20 protein-coding genes are annotated in these 16945 nt (G+C 71.6%); 8 read left to right on the top strand and 12 right to left on the bottom strand.

Going from position 1 to position 16945, the window contains the following annotated elements:
* Window positions 1–7 precede the first annotated feature (7 nt).
* The 5 genes from truB to AC4BGB_RS17755 all read right to left on the bottom strand — a co-directional run bounded on the left by truB (window position 8) and on the right by AC4BGB_RS17755 (window position 5777).
* The gene (gene truB / locus AC4BGB_RS17775) at window positions 8–898 is read right to left on the bottom strand and encodes a tRNA pseudouridine(55) synthase TruB (RefSeq protein WP_490548266.1); all 891 of its coding nucleotides are present in this window, start codon (window positions 896–898) and stop codon (window positions 8–10) included.
* Window positions 895–1401 (bottom strand): 30S ribosome-binding factor RbfA, encoded by a 507-nt coding sequence (rbfA, locus tag AC4BGB_RS17770; RefSeq protein ID WP_490548264.1) that lies wholly within the window; start codon window positions 1399–1401, stop codon window positions 895–897. The genes truB and rbfA overlap by 4 nt, the downstream gene beginning before the upstream one ends.
* A gap of 304 nt (window positions 1402–1705) precedes the next feature.
* On the bottom strand, window positions 1706–4651 hold the full coding sequence (gene infB / locus AC4BGB_RS17765) for a translation initiation factor IF-2 (RefSeq protein ID WP_490548262.1): 2946 nt from the start codon (window positions 4649–4651) through the stop codon (window positions 1706–1708).
* Between the two features lie 122 nt (window positions 4652–4773).
* Window positions 4774–5130, bottom strand: a complete 357-nt coding sequence (locus AC4BGB_RS17760; protein WP_490548260.1) for a YlxR family protein — start codon at window positions 5128–5130, stop codon at window positions 4774–4776.
* Between the two features lie 11 nt (window positions 5131–5141).
* Window positions 5142–5777, bottom strand: a complete 636-nt coding sequence (locus AC4BGB_RS17755; RefSeq protein WP_490548258.1) for a TetR/AcrR family transcriptional regulator — start codon at window positions 5775–5777, stop codon at window positions 5142–5144.
* A gap of 142 nt (window positions 5778–5919) precedes the next feature.
* Between AC4BGB_RS17755 and AC4BGB_RS17750 the strand changes: the two genes are divergently transcribed.
* Window positions 5920–7011 (top strand): class I SAM-dependent methyltransferase, encoded by a 1092-nt coding sequence (locus tag AC4BGB_RS17750; protein WP_490548256.1) that lies wholly within the window; start codon window positions 5920–5922, stop codon window positions 7009–7011.
* Between the two features lie 13 nt (window positions 7012–7024).
* On the opposite strand, the gene nusA is transcribed toward AC4BGB_RS17750, so the two are convergent.
* Together nusA and rimP are read right to left on the bottom strand one after the other, a co-directional pair.
* A complete protein-coding gene (gene nusA / locus AC4BGB_RS17745) occupies window positions 7025–8017 on the bottom strand; it encodes a transcription termination factor NusA (protein WP_490548254.1) in 993 nt (330 codons plus the stop codon).
* A complete protein-coding gene (gene rimP, locus AC4BGB_RS17740) occupies window positions 8018–8485 on the bottom strand; it encodes a ribosome maturation factor RimP (protein ID WP_490548252.1) in 468 nt (155 codons plus the stop codon).
* A 109-nt stretch (window positions 8486–8594) separates the two neighbouring features.
* Between rimP and AC4BGB_RS17735 the strand changes: the two genes are divergently transcribed.
* Genes AC4BGB_RS17735 through AC4BGB_RS17725 form a run of 3 tightly spaced genes read left to right on the top strand, consistent with a single transcriptional unit; the run spans window position 8595 to window position 9960 of the window.
* The gene (locus AC4BGB_RS17735; protein WP_490548250.1) at window positions 8595–9128 is read left to right on the top strand and encodes a hypothetical protein; all 534 of its coding nucleotides are present in this window, start codon (window positions 8595–8597) and stop codon (window positions 9126–9128) included.
* The gene (locus AC4BGB_RS17730; RefSeq protein ID WP_490548464.1) at window positions 9128–9547 is read left to right on the top strand and encodes a ferritin-like domain-containing protein; all 420 of its coding nucleotides are present in this window, start codon (window positions 9128–9130) and stop codon (window positions 9545–9547) included. The genes AC4BGB_RS17735 and AC4BGB_RS17730 overlap by 1 nt, the downstream gene beginning before the upstream one ends.
* Before the next feature lie 56 nt (window positions 9548–9603).
* Window positions 9604–9960 carry an HNH endonuclease gene (locus AC4BGB_RS17725; protein ID WP_490548249.1) on the top strand — a complete coding sequence of 119 codons (357 nt, stop codon included), beginning with the start codon at window positions 9604–9606 and terminating at the stop codon, window positions 9958–9960.
* A 4-nt stretch (window positions 9961–9964) separates the two neighbouring features.
* Here AC4BGB_RS17725 and AC4BGB_RS17720 read toward each other — a convergent pair whose 3' ends face one another.
* Together AC4BGB_RS17720 and AC4BGB_RS17715 are read right to left on the bottom strand one after the other, a co-directional pair.
* On the bottom strand, window positions 9965–10654 hold the full coding sequence (locus AC4BGB_RS17720) for an HAD family hydrolase (RefSeq protein WP_490548247.1): 690 nt from the start codon (window positions 10652–10654) through the stop codon (window positions 9965–9967).
* 29 nt (window positions 10655–10683) lie between these two features.
* Window positions 10684–10914, bottom strand: a complete 231-nt coding sequence (locus AC4BGB_RS17715) for a hypothetical protein (RefSeq protein ID WP_490548245.1) — start codon at window positions 10912–10914, stop codon at window positions 10684–10686.
* Between the two features lie 74 nt (window positions 10915–10988).
* Here AC4BGB_RS17715 and AC4BGB_RS17710 point away from each other — a divergent pair, with 74 nt between their 5' ends.
* Both AC4BGB_RS17710 and AC4BGB_RS17705 read left to right on the top strand, forming a co-directional pair.
* Window positions 10989–11690 (top strand): hypothetical protein, encoded by a 702-nt coding sequence (locus AC4BGB_RS17710; protein ID WP_490548243.1) that lies wholly within the window; start codon window positions 10989–10991, stop codon window positions 11688–11690.
* Entirely contained in the window at window positions 11677–12270 is a 594-nt protein-coding gene (locus AC4BGB_RS17705; protein WP_490548242.1) for a TetR/AcrR family transcriptional regulator, read from the top strand. Before AC4BGB_RS17710 ends, AC4BGB_RS17705 begins: the two co-directional genes overlap by 14 nt.
* Before the next feature lie 15 nt (window positions 12271–12285).
* Here the strand turns inward: AC4BGB_RS17705 and AC4BGB_RS17700 are convergent, their stop codons facing one another.
* Entirely contained in the window at window positions 12286–14052 is a 1767-nt protein-coding gene (locus AC4BGB_RS17700) for a proline--tRNA ligase (protein ID WP_490548240.1), read from the bottom strand.
* Window positions 14053–14141: 89 nt separating this feature from the next.
* Here AC4BGB_RS17700 and AC4BGB_RS17695 point away from each other — a divergent pair, with 89 nt between their 5' ends.
* Window positions 14142–14777 (top strand): nucleoside/nucleotide kinase family protein, encoded by a 636-nt coding sequence (locus AC4BGB_RS17695; protein WP_490548239.1) that lies wholly within the window; start codon window positions 14142–14144, stop codon window positions 14775–14777.
* A 97-nt stretch (window positions 14778–14874) separates the two neighbouring features.
* On the opposite strand, the gene AC4BGB_RS17690 is transcribed toward AC4BGB_RS17695, so the two are convergent.
* Both AC4BGB_RS17690 and AC4BGB_RS17685 read right to left on the bottom strand, forming a co-directional pair.
* Entirely contained in the window at window positions 14875–15243 is a 369-nt protein-coding gene (locus AC4BGB_RS17690; RefSeq protein ID WP_490548238.1) for a DoxX family protein, read from the bottom strand.
* A 19-nt stretch (window positions 15244–15262) separates the two neighbouring features.
* Window positions 15263–16108: a GNAT family N-acetyltransferase gene (locus tag AC4BGB_RS17685; protein ID WP_490548237.1), complete on the bottom strand. Its 846-nt coding sequence runs from the start codon at window positions 16106–16108 to the stop codon at window positions 15263–15265.
* Window positions 16109–16178: 70 nt separating this feature from the next.
* On the opposite strand from AC4BGB_RS17685, the gene AC4BGB_RS17680 reads away from it, so the two are divergent.
* Entirely contained in the window at window positions 16179–16934 is a 756-nt protein-coding gene (locus AC4BGB_RS17680) for a hypothetical protein (protein WP_490548236.1), read from the top strand.
* Window positions 16935–16945 lie beyond the last annotated feature (11 nt).

The following is a 16945-nucleotide window of genomic DNA, read 5'->3' as shown; positions in this document are numbered from 1 at the left end:
GACGGCCTCAGACGAAGACCGCGACCGCCGCTGCCAGCGGATCGGTGGCGTCCGCGACCTGCTCGTAGAGGGCCAGGAACTCCCCGTCGGGGGCGAAGACCGCAACGGGGCCGCCGTGCCCGAGCTGGACCGGCAGCTTGCGCCCGACGCGCACGTCGGCGGCCTGCGAGTCGTCCAGCTCGTACGCCGGGAAGCTCGCCCGGGCGGCCTCCGCGATCGGGAGCACGATCAGCTCCTCCTGGTGCTGCTCCAGGGTGCGCGCCGTCTCGATGCCGAACTCCCCCACCGAGGTGCGCCGCAGGGCGGTGAGGTGGCCGCCCACGCCGAGCCCGGCACCGAGGTCGCGGGCGATCGCCCGGATGTAGGTGCCGCTCGCACAGCGCACGGAGACCTCGACGTCCACCCCATCATCACCGAGGCGCAGCTCGTGCACCTCGATGGAGTCGATCCGGACCTTGCGGGACGGCAGCTCGACCGCCTCCCCCGCGCGGACGCGTTCGTAGGCACGGCGTCCGTCGACCTTGATCGCCGAGACGGCCGATGGCACCTGCTCGATCTCGCCCACGAGCCCGCTGAGCGCCGCCAGCACCTGCTCGTCGGTGACGTCCTTCGTCGACGCCGTGGCGACCACCTCGCCCTCGGCGTCGTCGGTCGTCGTGGACGCGCCGAGCCGGATCGTCGCGTCGTAGGACTTGTCGGTGACCAGCAGGTGTCCCAGCAGCCGGGTGGCCCGGTTCACGCCGAGCACGAGCACGCCGGTCGCCATCGGGTCGAGCGTGCCCGCGTGGCCGACCTTGCGGGTGCCGGCGAGCCGGCGGACCCGGGCGACGACGTCGTGCGAGGTGATCCCGGCGGGCTTGTCGACCACCACCAGGCCGCTGAGCGGTCCCGCTGTCACTGGTCCCGGTCGTCCGTGGCCGCGGAGTCGTCCCCGGAACCGTCCTCGGACTCCTCGGTGTCCTCGAGGTCGTCCTCGGCCTCGGGCTCACGCGGCTTCTTGTACGGGTCCGGCTCCCCGGCGTACGCCCCGGCCCTGGCGGACTTGGCCGCCTCGGCGTCGGCCGCCCGCACCCGCTCGAGCAGGTCGTCGATCTGGCGCGCGGTCTCGGGCAGCGCGTCGTGGATGAAGTCGATCGTCGGCACGTGCCGCATCCCGAGCTGCTTGCCGACCTCGGAACGGATCAGCCCCCGGGCGGACGCGAGCGCTGCCGCGGTCCCCTCGAGATCCTCCTCGGCCCCGAGCACGGTGTAGAACACCGACGCCTGCAGCGTGTCACCGGAGACCCGCACGTCGGTGACCGTCACGAACCCCAGCCGCGGGTCCTTGATCCGCCGCTCGAGCATCTCGGCGACGATGACCTTGATCCGGTCGGCGATCTTCCTGACCCGTGGGTTGCTCATTTTTCTCTGGCCTGGCTTTCCGTGCGGCTGGGTTGTGTTGCCTGATTGACGTTAACGCTGCGGCCCTTGGCCGCTCGTGGCGGTCGGCTGTGACGGTTCGCCCCACCAGCGACTCCGGCGGGCCGCGGAGCGGCCGACCGAGCGTGGATGGGACTGGCCCCCCGGAGCGAGGAACGAGCGGAGGGGTGGTTGCGAGGGAGGCCGCGCAGGGGCCCGCCGGAGTCGTCCGACGGGCGGCGGCAGCACCTCCCGGAGCGAGCGGTCGGGGGCCGCCCCAAACAAGGGCGACCCCCGATCACAGGACTCAGGTGCGCGGGATCTCCTTCATCTCGAAGGCCTCGACGATGTCGCCCTCCTTGATGTCGTTGAACCCACGGAGCACCAGACCACACTCGAAGCCCTCGCGGACCTCGGAGGCGTCGTCCTTCTCGCGCTTCAGGGAGGCCAGGTCGAGGTTGTCGGCCACGACCTTCCCATCGCGGAGCAGGCGCACCTTGGCGTTGCGGCGGATCAGGCCGCTGGTGACCATGCAGCCGGCGATGTTGCCGATCTTGGAGCTGCGGAAGATCGCGCGGATCTCCGCCTGGCCCAGGGTCCGCTCCTCGTACTCGGGCTTGAGCATGCCCTTGAGCGCGGCCTCGATCTCCTCGATGGCCTGGTAGATCACCGAGTAGTACCGGATCTCCACACCCTCGCGGTCGGCCATCTCGGTCGCCTTGCCCTGCGGGCGGACGTTGAACCCGATGATGATCGCGTCGGAGGCGGCCGCCAGGTCGACGTTGGTCTCGGTGATCGCACCGACACCGCGGTCGATGACGCGCAGCGACACCTCGTCGCCGACGTCGATCTTGGCCAGCGCGTCCTCGAGGGCCTCGACAGAACCGGAGACGTCGCCCTTCAGGATCAGGTTGAGGTCCGGGACCGCACCCTTCTCCATCGAAGCCATGAAGTCTTCCAGGCTGCGACGCACGCGACGCTTGGCCTGCATGGCCGCACGCTCACGCGACTCACGCCGCTCGGCGATCTGACGCGCGATCCGGTCGTCCTCGACCACGATGAAGTTCTGGCCCGCACCGGGAACACCGGACAGACCGAGCACCATCGCGGGCCGCGACGGGTCCGCCTGCTCGATGGTCTCGCCGTGCTCGTCGAGCATGGCGCGCACCCGGCCGTACGCCGGACCCGCCACGATCGAGTCGCCGACGCGAAGCGTTCCGCGCTGCACGAGGATCGTCGCCACCGGTCCGCGACCGCGGTCCAGGTGTGCCTCGATGACGAGGCCCTGGGCGTCCTGGTCGGGGTTGGCCCGCAGGTCGAGCGAGGCGTCCGCAGTCAGCACGACCGCCTCGAGGAGCTTGTCCAGGTTCAGGTGCGACTTGGCCGAGACGTCGACGAACATGACGTCGCCGCCGTACTCCTCGGGCACCAGGCCGTACTCGGTCAGCTGGCCACGGACCTTGGTCGGGTCGGCGTCCGGCTTATCGATCTTGTTCACCGCGACCACGATCGGGACACCGGCGGCCTTGGCGTGGTTGAGCGCCTCGACCGTCTGCGGCATCACACCGTCATCTGCGGCCACGACGAGCACCGCGATGTCGGTCGCCTGGGCACCACGAGCACGCATGGCGGTGAACGCCTCGTGACCCGGGGTGTCGATCAGGGTGATCGTGCGCTCGTCGCCGTCGACCTCGGTGCGGACCTGGTAGGCGCCGATGTGCTGGGTGATCCCACCGGCCTCCTTCTCCACGACGTTGGCCGTGCGCAGTGCGTCGAGGAGCTTGGTCTTTCCGTGGTCGACGTGACCCATGACGGTCACGACCGGCGGACGTGCGACCAGCGACTCCTCGTCGCCCTCGTCCGACCCGAACTGCAGGTCGAAGGAGTCGAGCAGCTCGCGGTCCTCGTCCTCGGGGGAGACGACCTCGACGGTGTAGTTGAGCTCCTCGCCGAGCAGCTGCAGGGTCGCGTCGTTGACCGACTCGGTCGCGGTGACCATCTCGCCCAGGTGGAACAGCATCTGCACCAGCGAGGCGGGGTCGACGCCGATCTTCTCGGCGAAGTCGGTCAGCGAGGCGCCCCGGGCCAGGCGAACGGTCTCGCCGTTGCCCTTGCGGACGCGCATGCCGCCGATGGTCGGAGCTTCCATCTGCTCGAACTCTTGACGACGCGCGCGCTTGGACTTGCGTCCCCGTCGCGAGGGACCACCGGGACGACCGAAGGCGCCCTGGGTGCTGCCGCGCTGGCCGGGACGACCGCGTCCGGGACCACCCGGGCGACCGCCCGGGGCTCCGCCCGGCGAACCGCCGGGACCACCGCTCATGCCGGGGGCACCGCCACCGAACCCGCCGCGGCCGGGAGGGCCACCACGGGCGGGAGCGCCGCCGGGGCCGCCACGGGCAGCGCCGGGGCCACCACGAGCGCCACCGGGGCCACCACGAGCACCGCCGGGGCCACCACCGAAGGCAGCCGGGGACTTCGGCATCATCGCCGGGTTCGGACGGGGCATGCCGTCGCGCGCCGCGGCAGGGCGCGGCGGACGCTGGTCGTTCGCACCGGGGGTAGCAGGAGCCGCGCCACCGGGAGCCGCGGGCGGCGCACCGGGAGCGGGCGCCGGGCGGCTGCCCATGCCCTGGGTCGAGGAGAACGGGTTGTTGCCGGGGCGAGGAGCGCCGGGGCGGGCCGGGCGGGGCCCGGGCTTGAAGCCCGATCCCGCACTGGCGGCGGGCGCAGCCGGCTCTCCGCCGTCGGCGTCCGGTTCCGCGGCTGGCTGGGCCGGCGTCTCGGGAGCCGCCTCGGCAGCGGGCTTCGCTGCCTCGGGCTCGACGGGCGCGACGACCTCGGGCTCGGGCTCGGGGACCGCCTGGACCCGCGGACGGGGACCAGGGGTGAACCGGGGCGCAGCGGGCTCGGCCTTGGCCGCGGGCTGCGCGACCTCGGGCTGCTCGGCCGGTACGGCGGCGGGCGCCTCCGGGGCGTCGGCCTGGGCCGGCGCGGCAGCCCCGTTCGTCGCCTCGGCCGGCTCTGCGGCGGGCGCGGCGGGGGCCTTCTTGGCCGCCTTCTTAGCTGCCTTGGCCTCGGCCTTGGCGGCGAGGTCGGCACCGTAGGTGTCGTTGAAGCGCTTCTCGACGAGGGGGTTGATGCCGGACGACGGCGCCTTCACGAACTCGCCGAGGTCCCCAAGGAGGCCGATGACCTCCTTGCTGGGAACGCCGTACTTCTTAGCCAGATCACTGACTCGGGTGTTTGCCACGTATTTCCTCCTGGTCCGTACCGACCCAGAAGGGCAGCGGACCGCTAGTTGATGTGCATGCTCATCGCGAAGTTCTCATCGCAGGCTCATGAGCTGATGCTCCAGTTCTTGTAGGCGCTTGACTAAGACGAATCTTGCTCGAGTTGCTGTCCTGCCTCGTCGAGATGCTCTCTCAACCGCTCGAGGCTCAGTGCTCCCCGGACCCTGGCATCATGCCGCAGAGCCCGCGAGAAGGCACGTTTGCGCTCGGCGAGCGACAGACATCGGGCAGTGGGGTGCAGGTGCGCCCCACGTCCAGGTGCGGTGCCGGTCGGGTCGGGTACGGCGAACCAGGATCCGGACTGCGATCCCTGGGTGTTCTCCGCGTCCGTCCCTGCGACGATCCGCAGCAACTCACGCTTGGTGGCCCGCTTCCGGCACCCGATGCACGTCCGTATGGGACTGTCGGAGTGCGTCGAGATGTCCAGTCGCGAATCCACCGGAACCCACTCTACCGGGGCGGCGCCCCAGAACCGAACCCGGTGAAGGTGAGCGCGAGCTGCGCCCGGAACAGGCGCAGCTGGGCAACCATCACACCGGGGTCCCCCACCGCCCGGGAGACGACGAGCCCTCCCTCGAAGACCACGTTGACCGAGTCGGCCAGCGCATCGAGGTCGACACCCTTCGCCGGGGCCCGGGTGAGCGCGATCTCCCCCAGCTTGGCGCGCAGGCGCCGGCGCCAGGCGAGCATCGCCTCGGCGAGCACCTCGAGGGTCTCGGGAGCGAACATCCCCGCCTGGTAGGTGTACGCCGCGAACAGGCAGCCCGGCATCTCCCCGGCCGAGCTCTCCGCCTCCTCGATGAAGAACCCGACGAACAGGTCCAGCTGCTGCAGCGGGTCCTCCACCAGCCGCTCGGCCCGGCCGAGCTTCTCCTCAAGGTGGCGGGCATCGCCCTCGGCCCACCGCCTGATCAGCGCGTCCCCGAGGTCCCGCTTGGAGTCGAAGTGGTGGAAGAAGGCCCCCTTGGTCATCCCGGCCGCCTCGACGATCCGGTCCACGGGCGCCCCGGCGAACCCGCGCTCGAAGGTGAGTCGCTCCGCAGCGTCGAGGATCGCGGTGCGGGTCGGCGTGCCGTCGCGTGGCATCTGACCTCCTGGACCATCTGGTCGGTTAGGAGTGCCCAGCCTACCCAGCAGAGCACCTCGCACGGTCCAGACCGGCCTTGCCCAGGCGTGGGATCAGGCGCAGTGTCGTTCCATACCAATCAGTCTGTAAGTGGAGGTTGCCATGAGCGTGCAGCAGCAGCAGGTCGACGAGAACCGGCTCGAGCAGGCCCTCGACCGCCTCGTCCGGGTCGTCAACGACGCCTCCCTGGCCCTGATGATCTCCCTGGGGCACCGCACCGGGCTGTTCACCGCCCTGGCCGGTCGCGGACCGGTGGACAGCGCGGGCCTCGCCGAGGCGGCCGGGCTCCAGGAGCGCTACGTCCGGGAGTGGTTGGGCGCGATGACCGTCGGAAGGATCACCCATCACGACCCGGCGACGGCGACGTACTGGCTGGACGCGGAGCACGCCGCCCTGCTCACCGGCAGCGGTGGGCTCAACGTGGCGGCGACCGCGCAGTTCGTCCCGGTCCTCGCCGGCGTGGAGGACCGGCTGGTGGAGTGCTTCCGCGAGGGTGGCGGCGTCGCCTACGAGGAGTTCCCGCGGTTCCACGAGGTGATGGAGGCCGACTCGGAGCAGACGGTGCTCGCCGCGCTGGAGGAGGAGATCCTGCCGCTGGTGCCGGGGCTGAGCGAGCGGCTGCGCGCGGGCATCGACGTGCTCGACGTCGGCTGCGGCCGCGGGCGGGCCCTGCAGCAGCTCGCCGCAGCCTTCCCGGCGTCGCGGTTCACCGGCCTCGACCTCTCCCCCGAGGCGATCGCGCACGCGGAGGGCGGCTCCTCCGGACTCGACAACCTCCGGTTCCTGGTCGGGGACGCCACCCGGCTCGGTGACCTGTGGCCGGCGGCGAGCTTCGACCTGGTGACCACCTTCGACGCCGTCCACGACCAGGCGCACCCGGCGCGGGTGCTGGCCGGGATCAGCGGCCTGCTCCGCGAGGAGGGCACCTACCTCGCCCAGGACATCAACACCTCGGGCTCGCACCACGGAGACCTCGACCACCCACTGGGGGCGTTCCTGTACACGATCTCGTGCATGCACTGCATGACCGTGTCCCTGGCCCAGGGCGGCGACGGGCTGGGCGCCGCGTGGGGCCGGCCGATGGCCGAGCAGATGCTGGCGGGCGCCGGGTTCTCCGTACGCGCCCACCAGCTCCCGCACGACGACCAGAACCTGTACTACGTGTGCACCCGGCCCCCGGAGGGGACCGGGTGAGCGGGGCCACGGGTCAGGCGGCGGGCGTGTTCGGGGCGACCGGCGCCTCGTCGGAGCGGATGTCGATGCGCCAGCCGGTCAACCGGGCGGCGAGCCTCGCGTTCTGGCCCTCCTTGCCGATCGCCAGCGAGAGCTGGAAGTCGGGCACCACGACGCGTGCCGAGCGGGAGGCCTCGTCGACGACGGTCACGCTGGAGACCCGTGCGGGGCTCAGCGCGTTGCCGACCAGGCGGGCCGGGTCGTCGGACCAGTCGATGATGTCGATCTTCTCGCCGTGCAGCTCGTTCATCACGGCGCGCACGCGCTGGCCCATCGGGCCGATGCAGGAGCCCTTCGCGTTCACGCCGGGCACGTTGGACCGCACCGCGATCTTGGTGCGGTGGCCGGCCTCGCGGGCGATGCCCATGATCTCCACGGTGCCGTCGGCGATCTCGGGGACCTCGAGGGCGAAGAGCTTCTTGACCAGGCTGGGGTGGGTGCGCGAGAGCATCACCTGAGGACCGCGCATGCCCTTGCGGACGCTGATCACCAGGCACTTGATCCGGGTGCCGTGCGAGTAGTCCTCGTCGGGCACCCGCTCCCCCGCGGGCAGCAGCGCCTCGAGCTTGCCGAGGTCCACCATCACGTCGTCGGGGTTGCGGCCCTGCTGGATCAGCCCGGAGACGATGTCGCCCTCCTTGCCGGCGAACTCACCGAACTTGCGCTCGTCCTCGGCGTCGCGCAGCCGCTGCAGCATGATCTGCTTCGCGGTGGTCGCGGCGATCCGACCGAACCCCTCGGGGGTGTCCTCGAACTCGCCGACGACGTTGCCGTCCTCGTCGAGCTCCTGGGCCATCACCGTGACGTGGCCGGTCTTGCGGTCCAGCGCGATGCGGGCGTTCTCCTGGCCTTCGTGCGACTTGTGGTACGCCGTCAGCAAGGCCTGCTCGATGGCCTCGACCAGCACCTCGAAGGAGATCTCCTTCTCCCGCTCGAGCATGCGCAGGATGCTCATGTCGATGTCCATCTAGTCGGTCTCCTTCTTGAACTCGATCTGGACCTTGGCCTTCTTCACCACGGCGTACTCGACCCGCTGCTCGGTGCCCTCGACGTCGAGGACGGCGCCTTCGTCGTCGGTGGTGATGATCCGGCCGGTCACGGGCTCCCCTTCGGGGAGGACCACCTTGACCAGTCGTCCAGTGTTGCGTCGCCAGTGGCGGGGAAGGGTGAGCGGTCGCTCGACCCCGGGTGAGGAGACCTCGAGGGTGTAGGGCCGCTCGCCCATGACGGTGCTCTCGTCCAGCACGCGGGAAACCTCTCGGGTGGCGTCGGCGATGTCATCCATCGTGACTCCGCCGTCCTTGTCGATGGCCACCCGAAGGACGCTGCGCTTGCCGGCAGTGGTCAGGTCCACGGCCTCGAGGTCGAGCCCCAGCTCCCCGAGGGGACCGGTGAGCTCCTCAGCCAGGCGATCTCTGGTGTCCGCGACGGGCATCTGTGCCAGGCCTCCCTGCTGTGTTGTTGTGGTCCGCTCAGCCTAGCGCCACTCGCCACGACCCCCGACCATTCCGGGGCCCGGGGCCGACCAGCCCTAGGATTCCCCCGTGGTCGACTCCCCCGCACTGCGTACCGCCCTCGGCGGCAGCTCCGTCTCGCGGCGGTCGCTGATCGCCCTCGCGGTGGCGGGCACGGCCGGGGTCGTCGCCAGCGGGTGCAGCGTGGACAACCCCGTCGACGACGAGGCGCCCGCGCGGCCCGCCGAGCTCGCACCCGACGTCGCGGTGGCCACCAGCGCCCTCGCCGAGATCCGCGCGGTCAGCGCCGCGGTGGCGGGCACGGTGACGCGGTTCCCCGCCCTCCGGCCGCAGCTCGCCGCGCTGGCGCAGATGCACCAGGCCCACGAGAAGACGCTGGTCGACGCGGTCCCGGCACGGGCCCAGGCGTCAGCGAGCGCGACCCCGGCGCCGTACGCCGTCCCCCGCCGCCGCGAGCCGGCCCTGGCCCAGCTGCGCAGGCGGGAGCAGCGGCTGCACGACAGCCTCGCCGAGCTGGCCGTGCGCGCGGAGAGCGGCGACTTCGCCCGCCTGCTCGCGAGCATGGGCGCGGGCGTCACCCAGCGACTCGCGGTGTGGTCCTGATGATCCCGGTGGAGGCGTTGCAGAAGGCGCTCGCCGCGGAGCACGCGGCGGTGCACGTCTACGGACTGCTCGGCGCGCAGTCCTCGAAGTCGCGACAGCCGGAGCTGTTCACCCGGCTCGACCAGGCCTACGGCGACCACCGGGCCGCCCGCGACCACCTCACCGTGCTCGTGGCGGCGCAGGACGCGGACCCGGTCGCGGCCGAGCCCGACTACGAGGCCCCCGGGCCCACCTCCACCCCCGACCAGATCATGGAGGTGGCCCGCACCATCGAGCAGCGCGTCACCCGCACCTACGCCGAGGTGGTGGCGAACACCGCCGGCACCGAACGCCGCTGGGCGATCACCGCCCTGGACTCCAGCGCCCTGCGCGAGATCGCCTTCGGTGTCCCCCCGAGCAACTTCCCCGGCCTCACCTGACCCTCACCTCGCGCGCCGAGCGGCGGCTCGGGCGAGCAGTTGCCTACGCTGACGCGGTGCCGATCGACCGGAGTCGCAGGGGACGGGCCGTGCGGAAGCGCAAGCGCCGGATGGCCGCCGTTGAGCACGACCTCAGCGACGAGCAGTGGAGTGCGCTGAAGCAGGCCTGGGGTGGCTGCGCCTACTGCGGTGCGAGTGACAAGCCCCTACAGCGCGACTGCGTGCAGGCCCTCTCCCGGGGTGGGCGCTACACGCTGGCCAACCTCGCGCCCGCCTGCGGCTCATGCAACGCCAGCAAGTGCAACGACGAGGTGACCGGCTGGCTGCGGCGCAAGCGGCTCGACGAGCGCGCCTTCCTGGTCCGGCACGTGGAGATCCAAGCGGCTCTCGCGCTCCGGTTCGCGACCGACTGACCTCTCAGAGCCCGAGCAGCCCGGGGATCTCGGCGAGCTCGTGGGCGACCGCGTCGGGGACCCCTACGGAGTGGCCGACCTGCTCGACGGGGATCACGCTGTGCGGGATGTGGATCGCCCTCAGCCCGGCGTTGCGAGCACCCCAGATGTCGTCGTAGAGCCGGTCGCCGACGTAGACGCAGCGACCGGGGTCGGTGGCCCCGACTGCGTCCATCGCCGCCGCGAACGCCTCCGGCGACGGCTTCGTCCACGGCACCTCGCTGGTGTAGACGGCGCCGTCGATCAGGTCCAGCACCCCGTCGCGGCGGAACCAGTCCTCGTGCCACTCACGGGGCCAGATCGTGTTGGAGAGCACCCCCACCCGGATCCCCCGCTCGCGCAGCGTGGTGAACAACGGCTCCACCTGGGCGTCCGTGGTGGTGTGCGGCTCCCAGAACTCGCGGTAGTGGCCGAGCAGCTCGGGGTCGTGGGCGAGGCCCGCCTCGGCGAACAGATCGGCCAGGGTGGAGCTCTGCTGGTGGTCGCGGCTGCGGCCCCAGATCACCTGGTTGGCGCGGTGCAGGGCCTCGACGTGCAGCTCGGGACCGCCCTCGGTCGCGACCACGGCGTGCGCCAGGGCCAGCGCCTCGGCATGGAAGTCGATGTCGTGCCACTGGGTCAGCGTGCCGCCCCAGTCGAAGATCACCGCGTCCACGCCACTCCTCCTCATCGGGCGCCCGCTCATCACGGGAGGTCCTGCGCACGCAGCGCCCTGCCACCACCCGGCGCCTCGGCGACCCGCAGCCGCGCCTCCTGGGGAGCATCGGTCCGGTCGCCGTTCTCTCCGGCGACGGCCAGCAGCAGCGGACCGTCCGCAGCCAGCGCCTCGAGCACGGCGCCCTCGGGCTGACCGGGCTCGAGCGCCGCCCGCAGCCGATCGTTGCGCGCCGCAGGGTGGGTGACTGTCTGTGGCATGGCCAGACCCTAGGGCAGCCGGCTGCGACGCGCCCTCTGGTCAATAATAGAGTGGTTACTCTATTATTGACTGGGTGAAGACGAGCACCTACACGCTGCGTGACCGGGGCACCGACCTGGTGATCGAGACCTCGGTCGCGCGCGGGGAGAAGCGACCCAACCGGGCACGCCTCCTCGTGGACGGCATCGAGGTGGACGCCGGGGACGCCGAAGAGATCGGCCACGTGGATCTCGGCCAGGAGTCCGGACACCCTTCCCGGGTGACCTGGTGGTGGGTCGGCCGCGTCGCCGGCTGCGCCCGCGTGGAGCCGGGACAAGGCGACGTACGCCGCCGCAGCGTCCCCTTCGCTCCCCCACCCGGCACCCGGGCCGCGAGGCTGCACGCGTGGGGTGAGGCGCACCCGAACCTCTACGCCGCCCGGCACGTGGTCATCAACGTCGGCGGCACGCTCCTCGCGATCCTGGGCGTGAGCGCGCTGCTCCGGGCCCTGATCCCCGTCATCGACCTCGGCTGGTTGCCTGATGTGGACATCAACGCTCCGAAGTGGTTGGAGTACCTCGACCCGGGCCGCTACCTCGCACCCCTGTTCCAGTGGGTGCCGCCCCTGATCGACTGGCTGCTGGGGTGGGTCCCCAACGTGGACCTCGGCTGGTGGAAGTACGTGATCGGCTTCCTGTTCGCGGTCTCGATCGCCGTGCAGGAGACCCGGCGACGCAAGCGGGTCACCGGGGAACGACGAGCCGCCGAGGGAGAGGACACTGATGAGAACCGTTGACCCCGCCCGCCATGCGGCCCGACGAGCAGCGATCCAGGACGCCGCCGCGGTCGTCTTCGCCGAGCGCGGCTACACCGGTGCCACGACCGCTCAGATCTGCCGCGCAGCCGGGATCGGGTCGGGCACGCTGTTCCACTACTTCGGCGACAAACGGTCGATCATGCTGGCGATCTTTGCCGAGGACGCGGTCGTCAACGACGAGTTCATCGCGACCCTCGACGAGGACCACGCGGTCGACGAGACGTGGCGCCTGCTCGCCCACCTGTGCCGCGACGCGGGTGACCCCTACGCTCCCGGCCTGGTGGGGGCGATGCTGCAGCTCGCCGTCAACGACGAGGAGTTCTCGGAGATGCTCGATGCGGGCGACGCCCGGGTGCGCGCCGCGTTCGCGCGTCTGGTGGCACGCGCGGCCGCAGACGGGCAAGCCGACCCGGGGATCGACCCCGAGCGCGCGGGCCGGTGGCTGCTCGGCCTCGTGGACACGCTCTACCTCATGTCCGGTGATCCCGGGTTCGACGCGGACGCCGAGGTGGCCGAGCTGCGCCGGATCGTGGAGCGCTACCTCGCGCCGCGTGGGTGACGCGAGCGGCCGATGCTAGGAGCGCACCACCGCGACGAGGTGGTCCACCGCGTCGCCGACCGCGACCTCCTCGCGCTCCCCCGAGCGCCGGTCCTTGACCTCGACGTTGCCGTCGGCGAGCCCGCGCCCGACCGTGACGATCGTGGGTACGCCGATCAGCTCGGCGTCCTTGAACTTCACGCCGGGGCTGACCTTGGGGCGGTCGTCGTAGAGGACCTCGATCCCACGTGAGGACAGCTCCTCGGCGAGCCGGGTCGCGGCCTCGAAGATGGCGGCGTCCTTGCCGGTGGCGACGATGTGGACGTCCGCCGGGGCCACCTCGCGCGGCCAGATCAGGCCGAGCTCGTCGTGGTTGTCCTCCGCGATCACCGGGACCGCGCGCGAGACGCCGATGCCGTAGGAGCCCATCGTCACCGTGACGAGCTTGCCGTTCTCGTCGAGCACCTTCAGGTCCAGCGCCTCGGCGTACTTGCGCCCGAGCTGGAAGATGTGGCCCATCTCGATGCCGCGGGCGGTCGCGAGCTCACCGGACTCGCAGTTGGGGCACGGGTCGCCGTCACGGACCTCGGCTGCCTCGATGGTGCCGTCGGGGGTGAAGTCGCGGCCCACGACCAGGTCGAGCACGTGGCTGCCGGGCACGTCGGCCCCGGTGACCCAGCGGGTGCCCTCGACGATCCGGGGGTCGACGAGGTAGCGGATGCGGCTGCTCGAGGACTCGCCCAGCGCGGCGGGGCCGATGTAGCCCTTGACCAGCGAGGGGTGCTTGGCGAACTCGGCCTCGTCCATCGCCTCGATCTCGGTGGGCTCCATCATCCCCTCGAGCCGCTTCTGGTCGACGTCGCGGTCACCGGGCAGCCCGATGGCCAGCGGCTCGCGGGTGCCGTCGGCGTGCTTGAGCACGACCAGCACGTTCTTGAGGGTGTCGCCCGCGTGCCAGGGCCGGTCCTCGCGGGGCTGGTGCTCGTTGAGGTGGGCGACCAGGGTCGCGATCGTCGGGGTGTCCGGCGTCTTCTCCACGTGCGCGGCGGGCGCGTCGTCGTACGCCACCGGGGCGGGGGGCCGCACCTGGACCGCCTCGACGTTCGCGGCGTAGTCGCAGCTGGTGCACCGCACGTAGGTGTCCTCGCCGACGGGGCTGCTCGCCAGGAACTCCTCGGACTTGGAGCCGCCCATGGCACCGCTGGTGGCCTTGACGATCACGTAGTCGAACCCGAGACGGTCGAAGGTCTTCACGTACGCCGCACGGTGGGCGGCGTACGACGCGTCGAGGCCCTCGTCGGTGGTGTCGAAGGAGTAGGAGTCCTTCATCACGAACTCGCGTCCGCGGATCAGGCCCGCGCGCGGACGCGCCTCGTCGCGGTACTTGGTCTGGATCTGGTAGAGCCAAACCGGCAGGTCCTTGTAGGAGCTGTAGAGGTCCTTGACAACGAGGGTGAACATCTCCTCGTGGGTCGGCCCGAGGAGGTAGTCGCCGCCCTTGCGGTCCTTGAGCCGGAAGATGCCGTCGCCGTAGTCGGTCCAGCGGCCGGTCGCCTCGTAGGGCTCCCGGGGAAGCAGCGCGGGGAACTGCAGCTCCTGGGCGCCGATGGCGTCCATCTCGTCGCGGACGATCTGCTCGACCTTCTTGAAGACCCGCAGGCCCAGCGGCAGCCAGGAGTAGATGCCGGGTGCCGCCCGCCGGATGTAGCCGGCGCGGACGAGCAGCCGGTGGCTCGGGACCTCGGCGTCCACCGGGTCCTCGCGGAGGGTGCGGACGAACAGCTTGGACATACGAAGGATCACCGGGACAGGCTATCCGCGCCGGGCACGGTCCTCCGACCCGGTTGTGCCAGCACTCCCCCACGGACCGGACCACGCCTACGCTCACGCCCATGGACCTCGACGCCCTGGCCGAGCGGGCCCGCGCCCTGGCCGGCAGCCGATCGGGGCGCGGGAGAGCGCTGCTGGGCCTGACCGGTCCCCCGGGCGCCGGGAAGTCGACGCTCGCCGAGTCGCTGGTGGACCGGCTGGCGCAGCGCCACGACGAGCAGGCCGTCATCGTGCCGATGGACGGCTTCCACCTGCACGACGACGAGCTCGCCCGTCTCGGGCGGAGCGAGCGCAAAGGGGCGCCGGACACCTTCGACGTGCATGGCTACCTCGCCACCCTGCGACGGCTGCACGAGGAGACCACGCACCCGGTCTACGTTCCCCGGTTCGACCGCACCCGCGAGGAGTCCGTGGCCGGGGCCATCGCGGTCCTGCCCGAGCACCGGCTGGTGGTCACCGAGGGCAACTACCTGCTGCACAGCGACGGCGCATGGGCGCAGGTGCGGCCGCTGCTCGACGAGGTGTGGTTCGTGGAGGTGGACGAGTCGCTGCGCGTGGACCGGCTGGTCTCACGCCACGTCGCCCATGGAAAGGACCCCGGGTCCGCCCGGCAGTGGGCGACGGTCTCGGACCAGGCCAACGCCGAGGTCGTCGCCGCTACCCGGGAGCGCGCCGACCTGGTGGTGCCGGGGACCTAGCTGCGAGCGATCCGGATAGTCCGAGACGTTCCCGTTCCCATTCGGGCGAATTCACGACGGGAACGTCTCGGACTATCCGGCTCTGGCGTGGTGGCCCTCAGCTACGCCCCGCGCGCCAGGCTGCCCGGATCATCGGGAGCTGGAGCGGGAGCCGGGCCAGGGTCAGCGCCTGGGCGGTCCGGTTGTTCGAGCGCAGGGCGTCGCCGGCCATCTTCAGGTTGGCCGGGAAGACCCCCACCAGCAGGGCGGTGCTGGCGACCCCGGCCAGGCGGCGGGTGCGCGGGTACAGCATCCCGGCGGCACAGACCAGCTCGGCCACCCCACTGGCCAGGATCAGCTCGCGGTGGGCCGGGAGCGCCTTGGGCATCGCGGGGGCGAAGGTCCGGGGACGGACCAGGTGCACGGTGCCGGAGACGAGGAAGGCGCCGACGACGACGCGGGCGTCCACGGGGAGGGAGGAGGTCATCGGCGAAGGCTAGCCGCGCTCAGAACATCAAGGTGGCGAAGGCGCCGGCCTGCGAGAAGCCGACCCGCTTGTACGCCGCCCGCGCCGGGGTGTTGTGCGCGTTGACGTAGAGCGAGACCGTGGGCGCGATCTCACGCAGGCAGGTTTCCACGACGGCCGCCATCCCGGCAGCACCGAGGCCCTGTCCGCGGGCCGCCGGGTCGACGTACACGCCCTGGATCTGACAGGCGCTCGGGGTCGCGCAGGCCACCTCGGCCTTGAACAGCACCTTGCCGTCCTCGATCCGCGAGAACGACCACCCGCGACCGATCAGCTGGTTGACCCGGGCCCGGTAGAGGTCCCGGCCACCGTCGACCTCCGGGGAGACGCCGACCTCCTCGGTGTACATCGCCACACAGGCGGGATAGAGGATCTCGGCCTCGGCCCTCGTCGTACGACGAACCAGCGGGTCGGGCCTCAGCAGCGGAGGCGTGCTGGTCACCAGGTGGGGCTGGTCCCAGCGCAGGTCCCGGGGCGCGGGCCAGTGCTCCCGCAGGCCCTCCCACAGCATCGCCACCGTGTCCTGGGGGCCCACGATCGTCGAGCTCCGCTGGACGGTGCGCGCCGCTCGTTCCGCGAACGCGGCACACGCGACCGCGGAGGCGTTCACCGGCACGAGGTTGGCGCCGACGTGGCACAGCGAGACCAGCCGGCCGTCCTCGGAGTACCCCCACATCTCACCGCCGAGCCAGCGGGTGTCGAGCTGGGTGATCCGGGTGCGGTAGTCGACAAACACGTTGGTGACCGGGTCCAGCGCGATCAGCGCCAGGGCCTCGGCGACATCACCGGGTCCCAGCACTCGAACGCTCTCGCTGGTCCGGACCACGCGGGGAGCCTACGACACAAGTCCCCCGCGTTCACCGCCGCGCGGCCCGCTGTGGGTCTACGGTGCCTGCATGCCCCAGAGCTGCCTGAGCGCCAGCGTCCGGATCCGCCCGGTTCACCTCGGTGCACGCCGCCCGTCCCTGACTGCCGGGGTCCTGGTCACGCTCCTGCTCGGCCTGGCCGCGTGCGGCAGCGACACCGGGTCGGACGAGCCGGAGCCGCCCAGCCGGGCGGCCCTGGACTGCCGCGAGAAGTGGTCGGACCTGGAGCCGAAGGTCCAGGAGCCGGACGCAACGAGCACCCCCTCGGACCTCGCCTCTCGATGGAACAGCGTCAGCGCCACCGTCGCGCACTACTCCGGGGCCGCGGGAAGCAAGGACTGCGGCGAGACGCTCGAGGAGCAGGAGGAGGCAATCGACGCGCTGGCCGCGTTCGGTGACCGGGTCGCACCCTTCGACATGGAGGCCCGGCTCGACCAGGTCAGGAGCGGTGCGGAGGAGTACGCCGCAGCACCGCGGCCGACTCCCCCGTCCCCGAGCCCGGCCAAGGGGAAGAAACCCGCCAAGGCGCCCCGGAACACCGCCCCGAGGCCCGCAGCGGTCGCAGCGGCCCTGAAGGTGCTCACCGAGCAGGCACCGCTGGCGAGCGAGCAGCAGGCGCCGGGCTGGCGGCAGGCCGGCGCGATCGATCTCGGTGACCCGGCCGCCGTGGCCAAGGCGGTCAAGGACCTGGCGTTCCTGTCCTCGCAGAGCGAGGCCTACCTGGCGTGCACCACCGCGTTGACCACGATCCAGGCCGCGGCGCTCGCCGCAGCAGCCGCGGACTGAGCCGGAGCCTG

It is taken from the genome of Nocardioides sp. Z30_9 (assembly GCF_058215735.1).
This window is presented reverse-complemented; position numbering and strand designations above follow the sequence as displayed.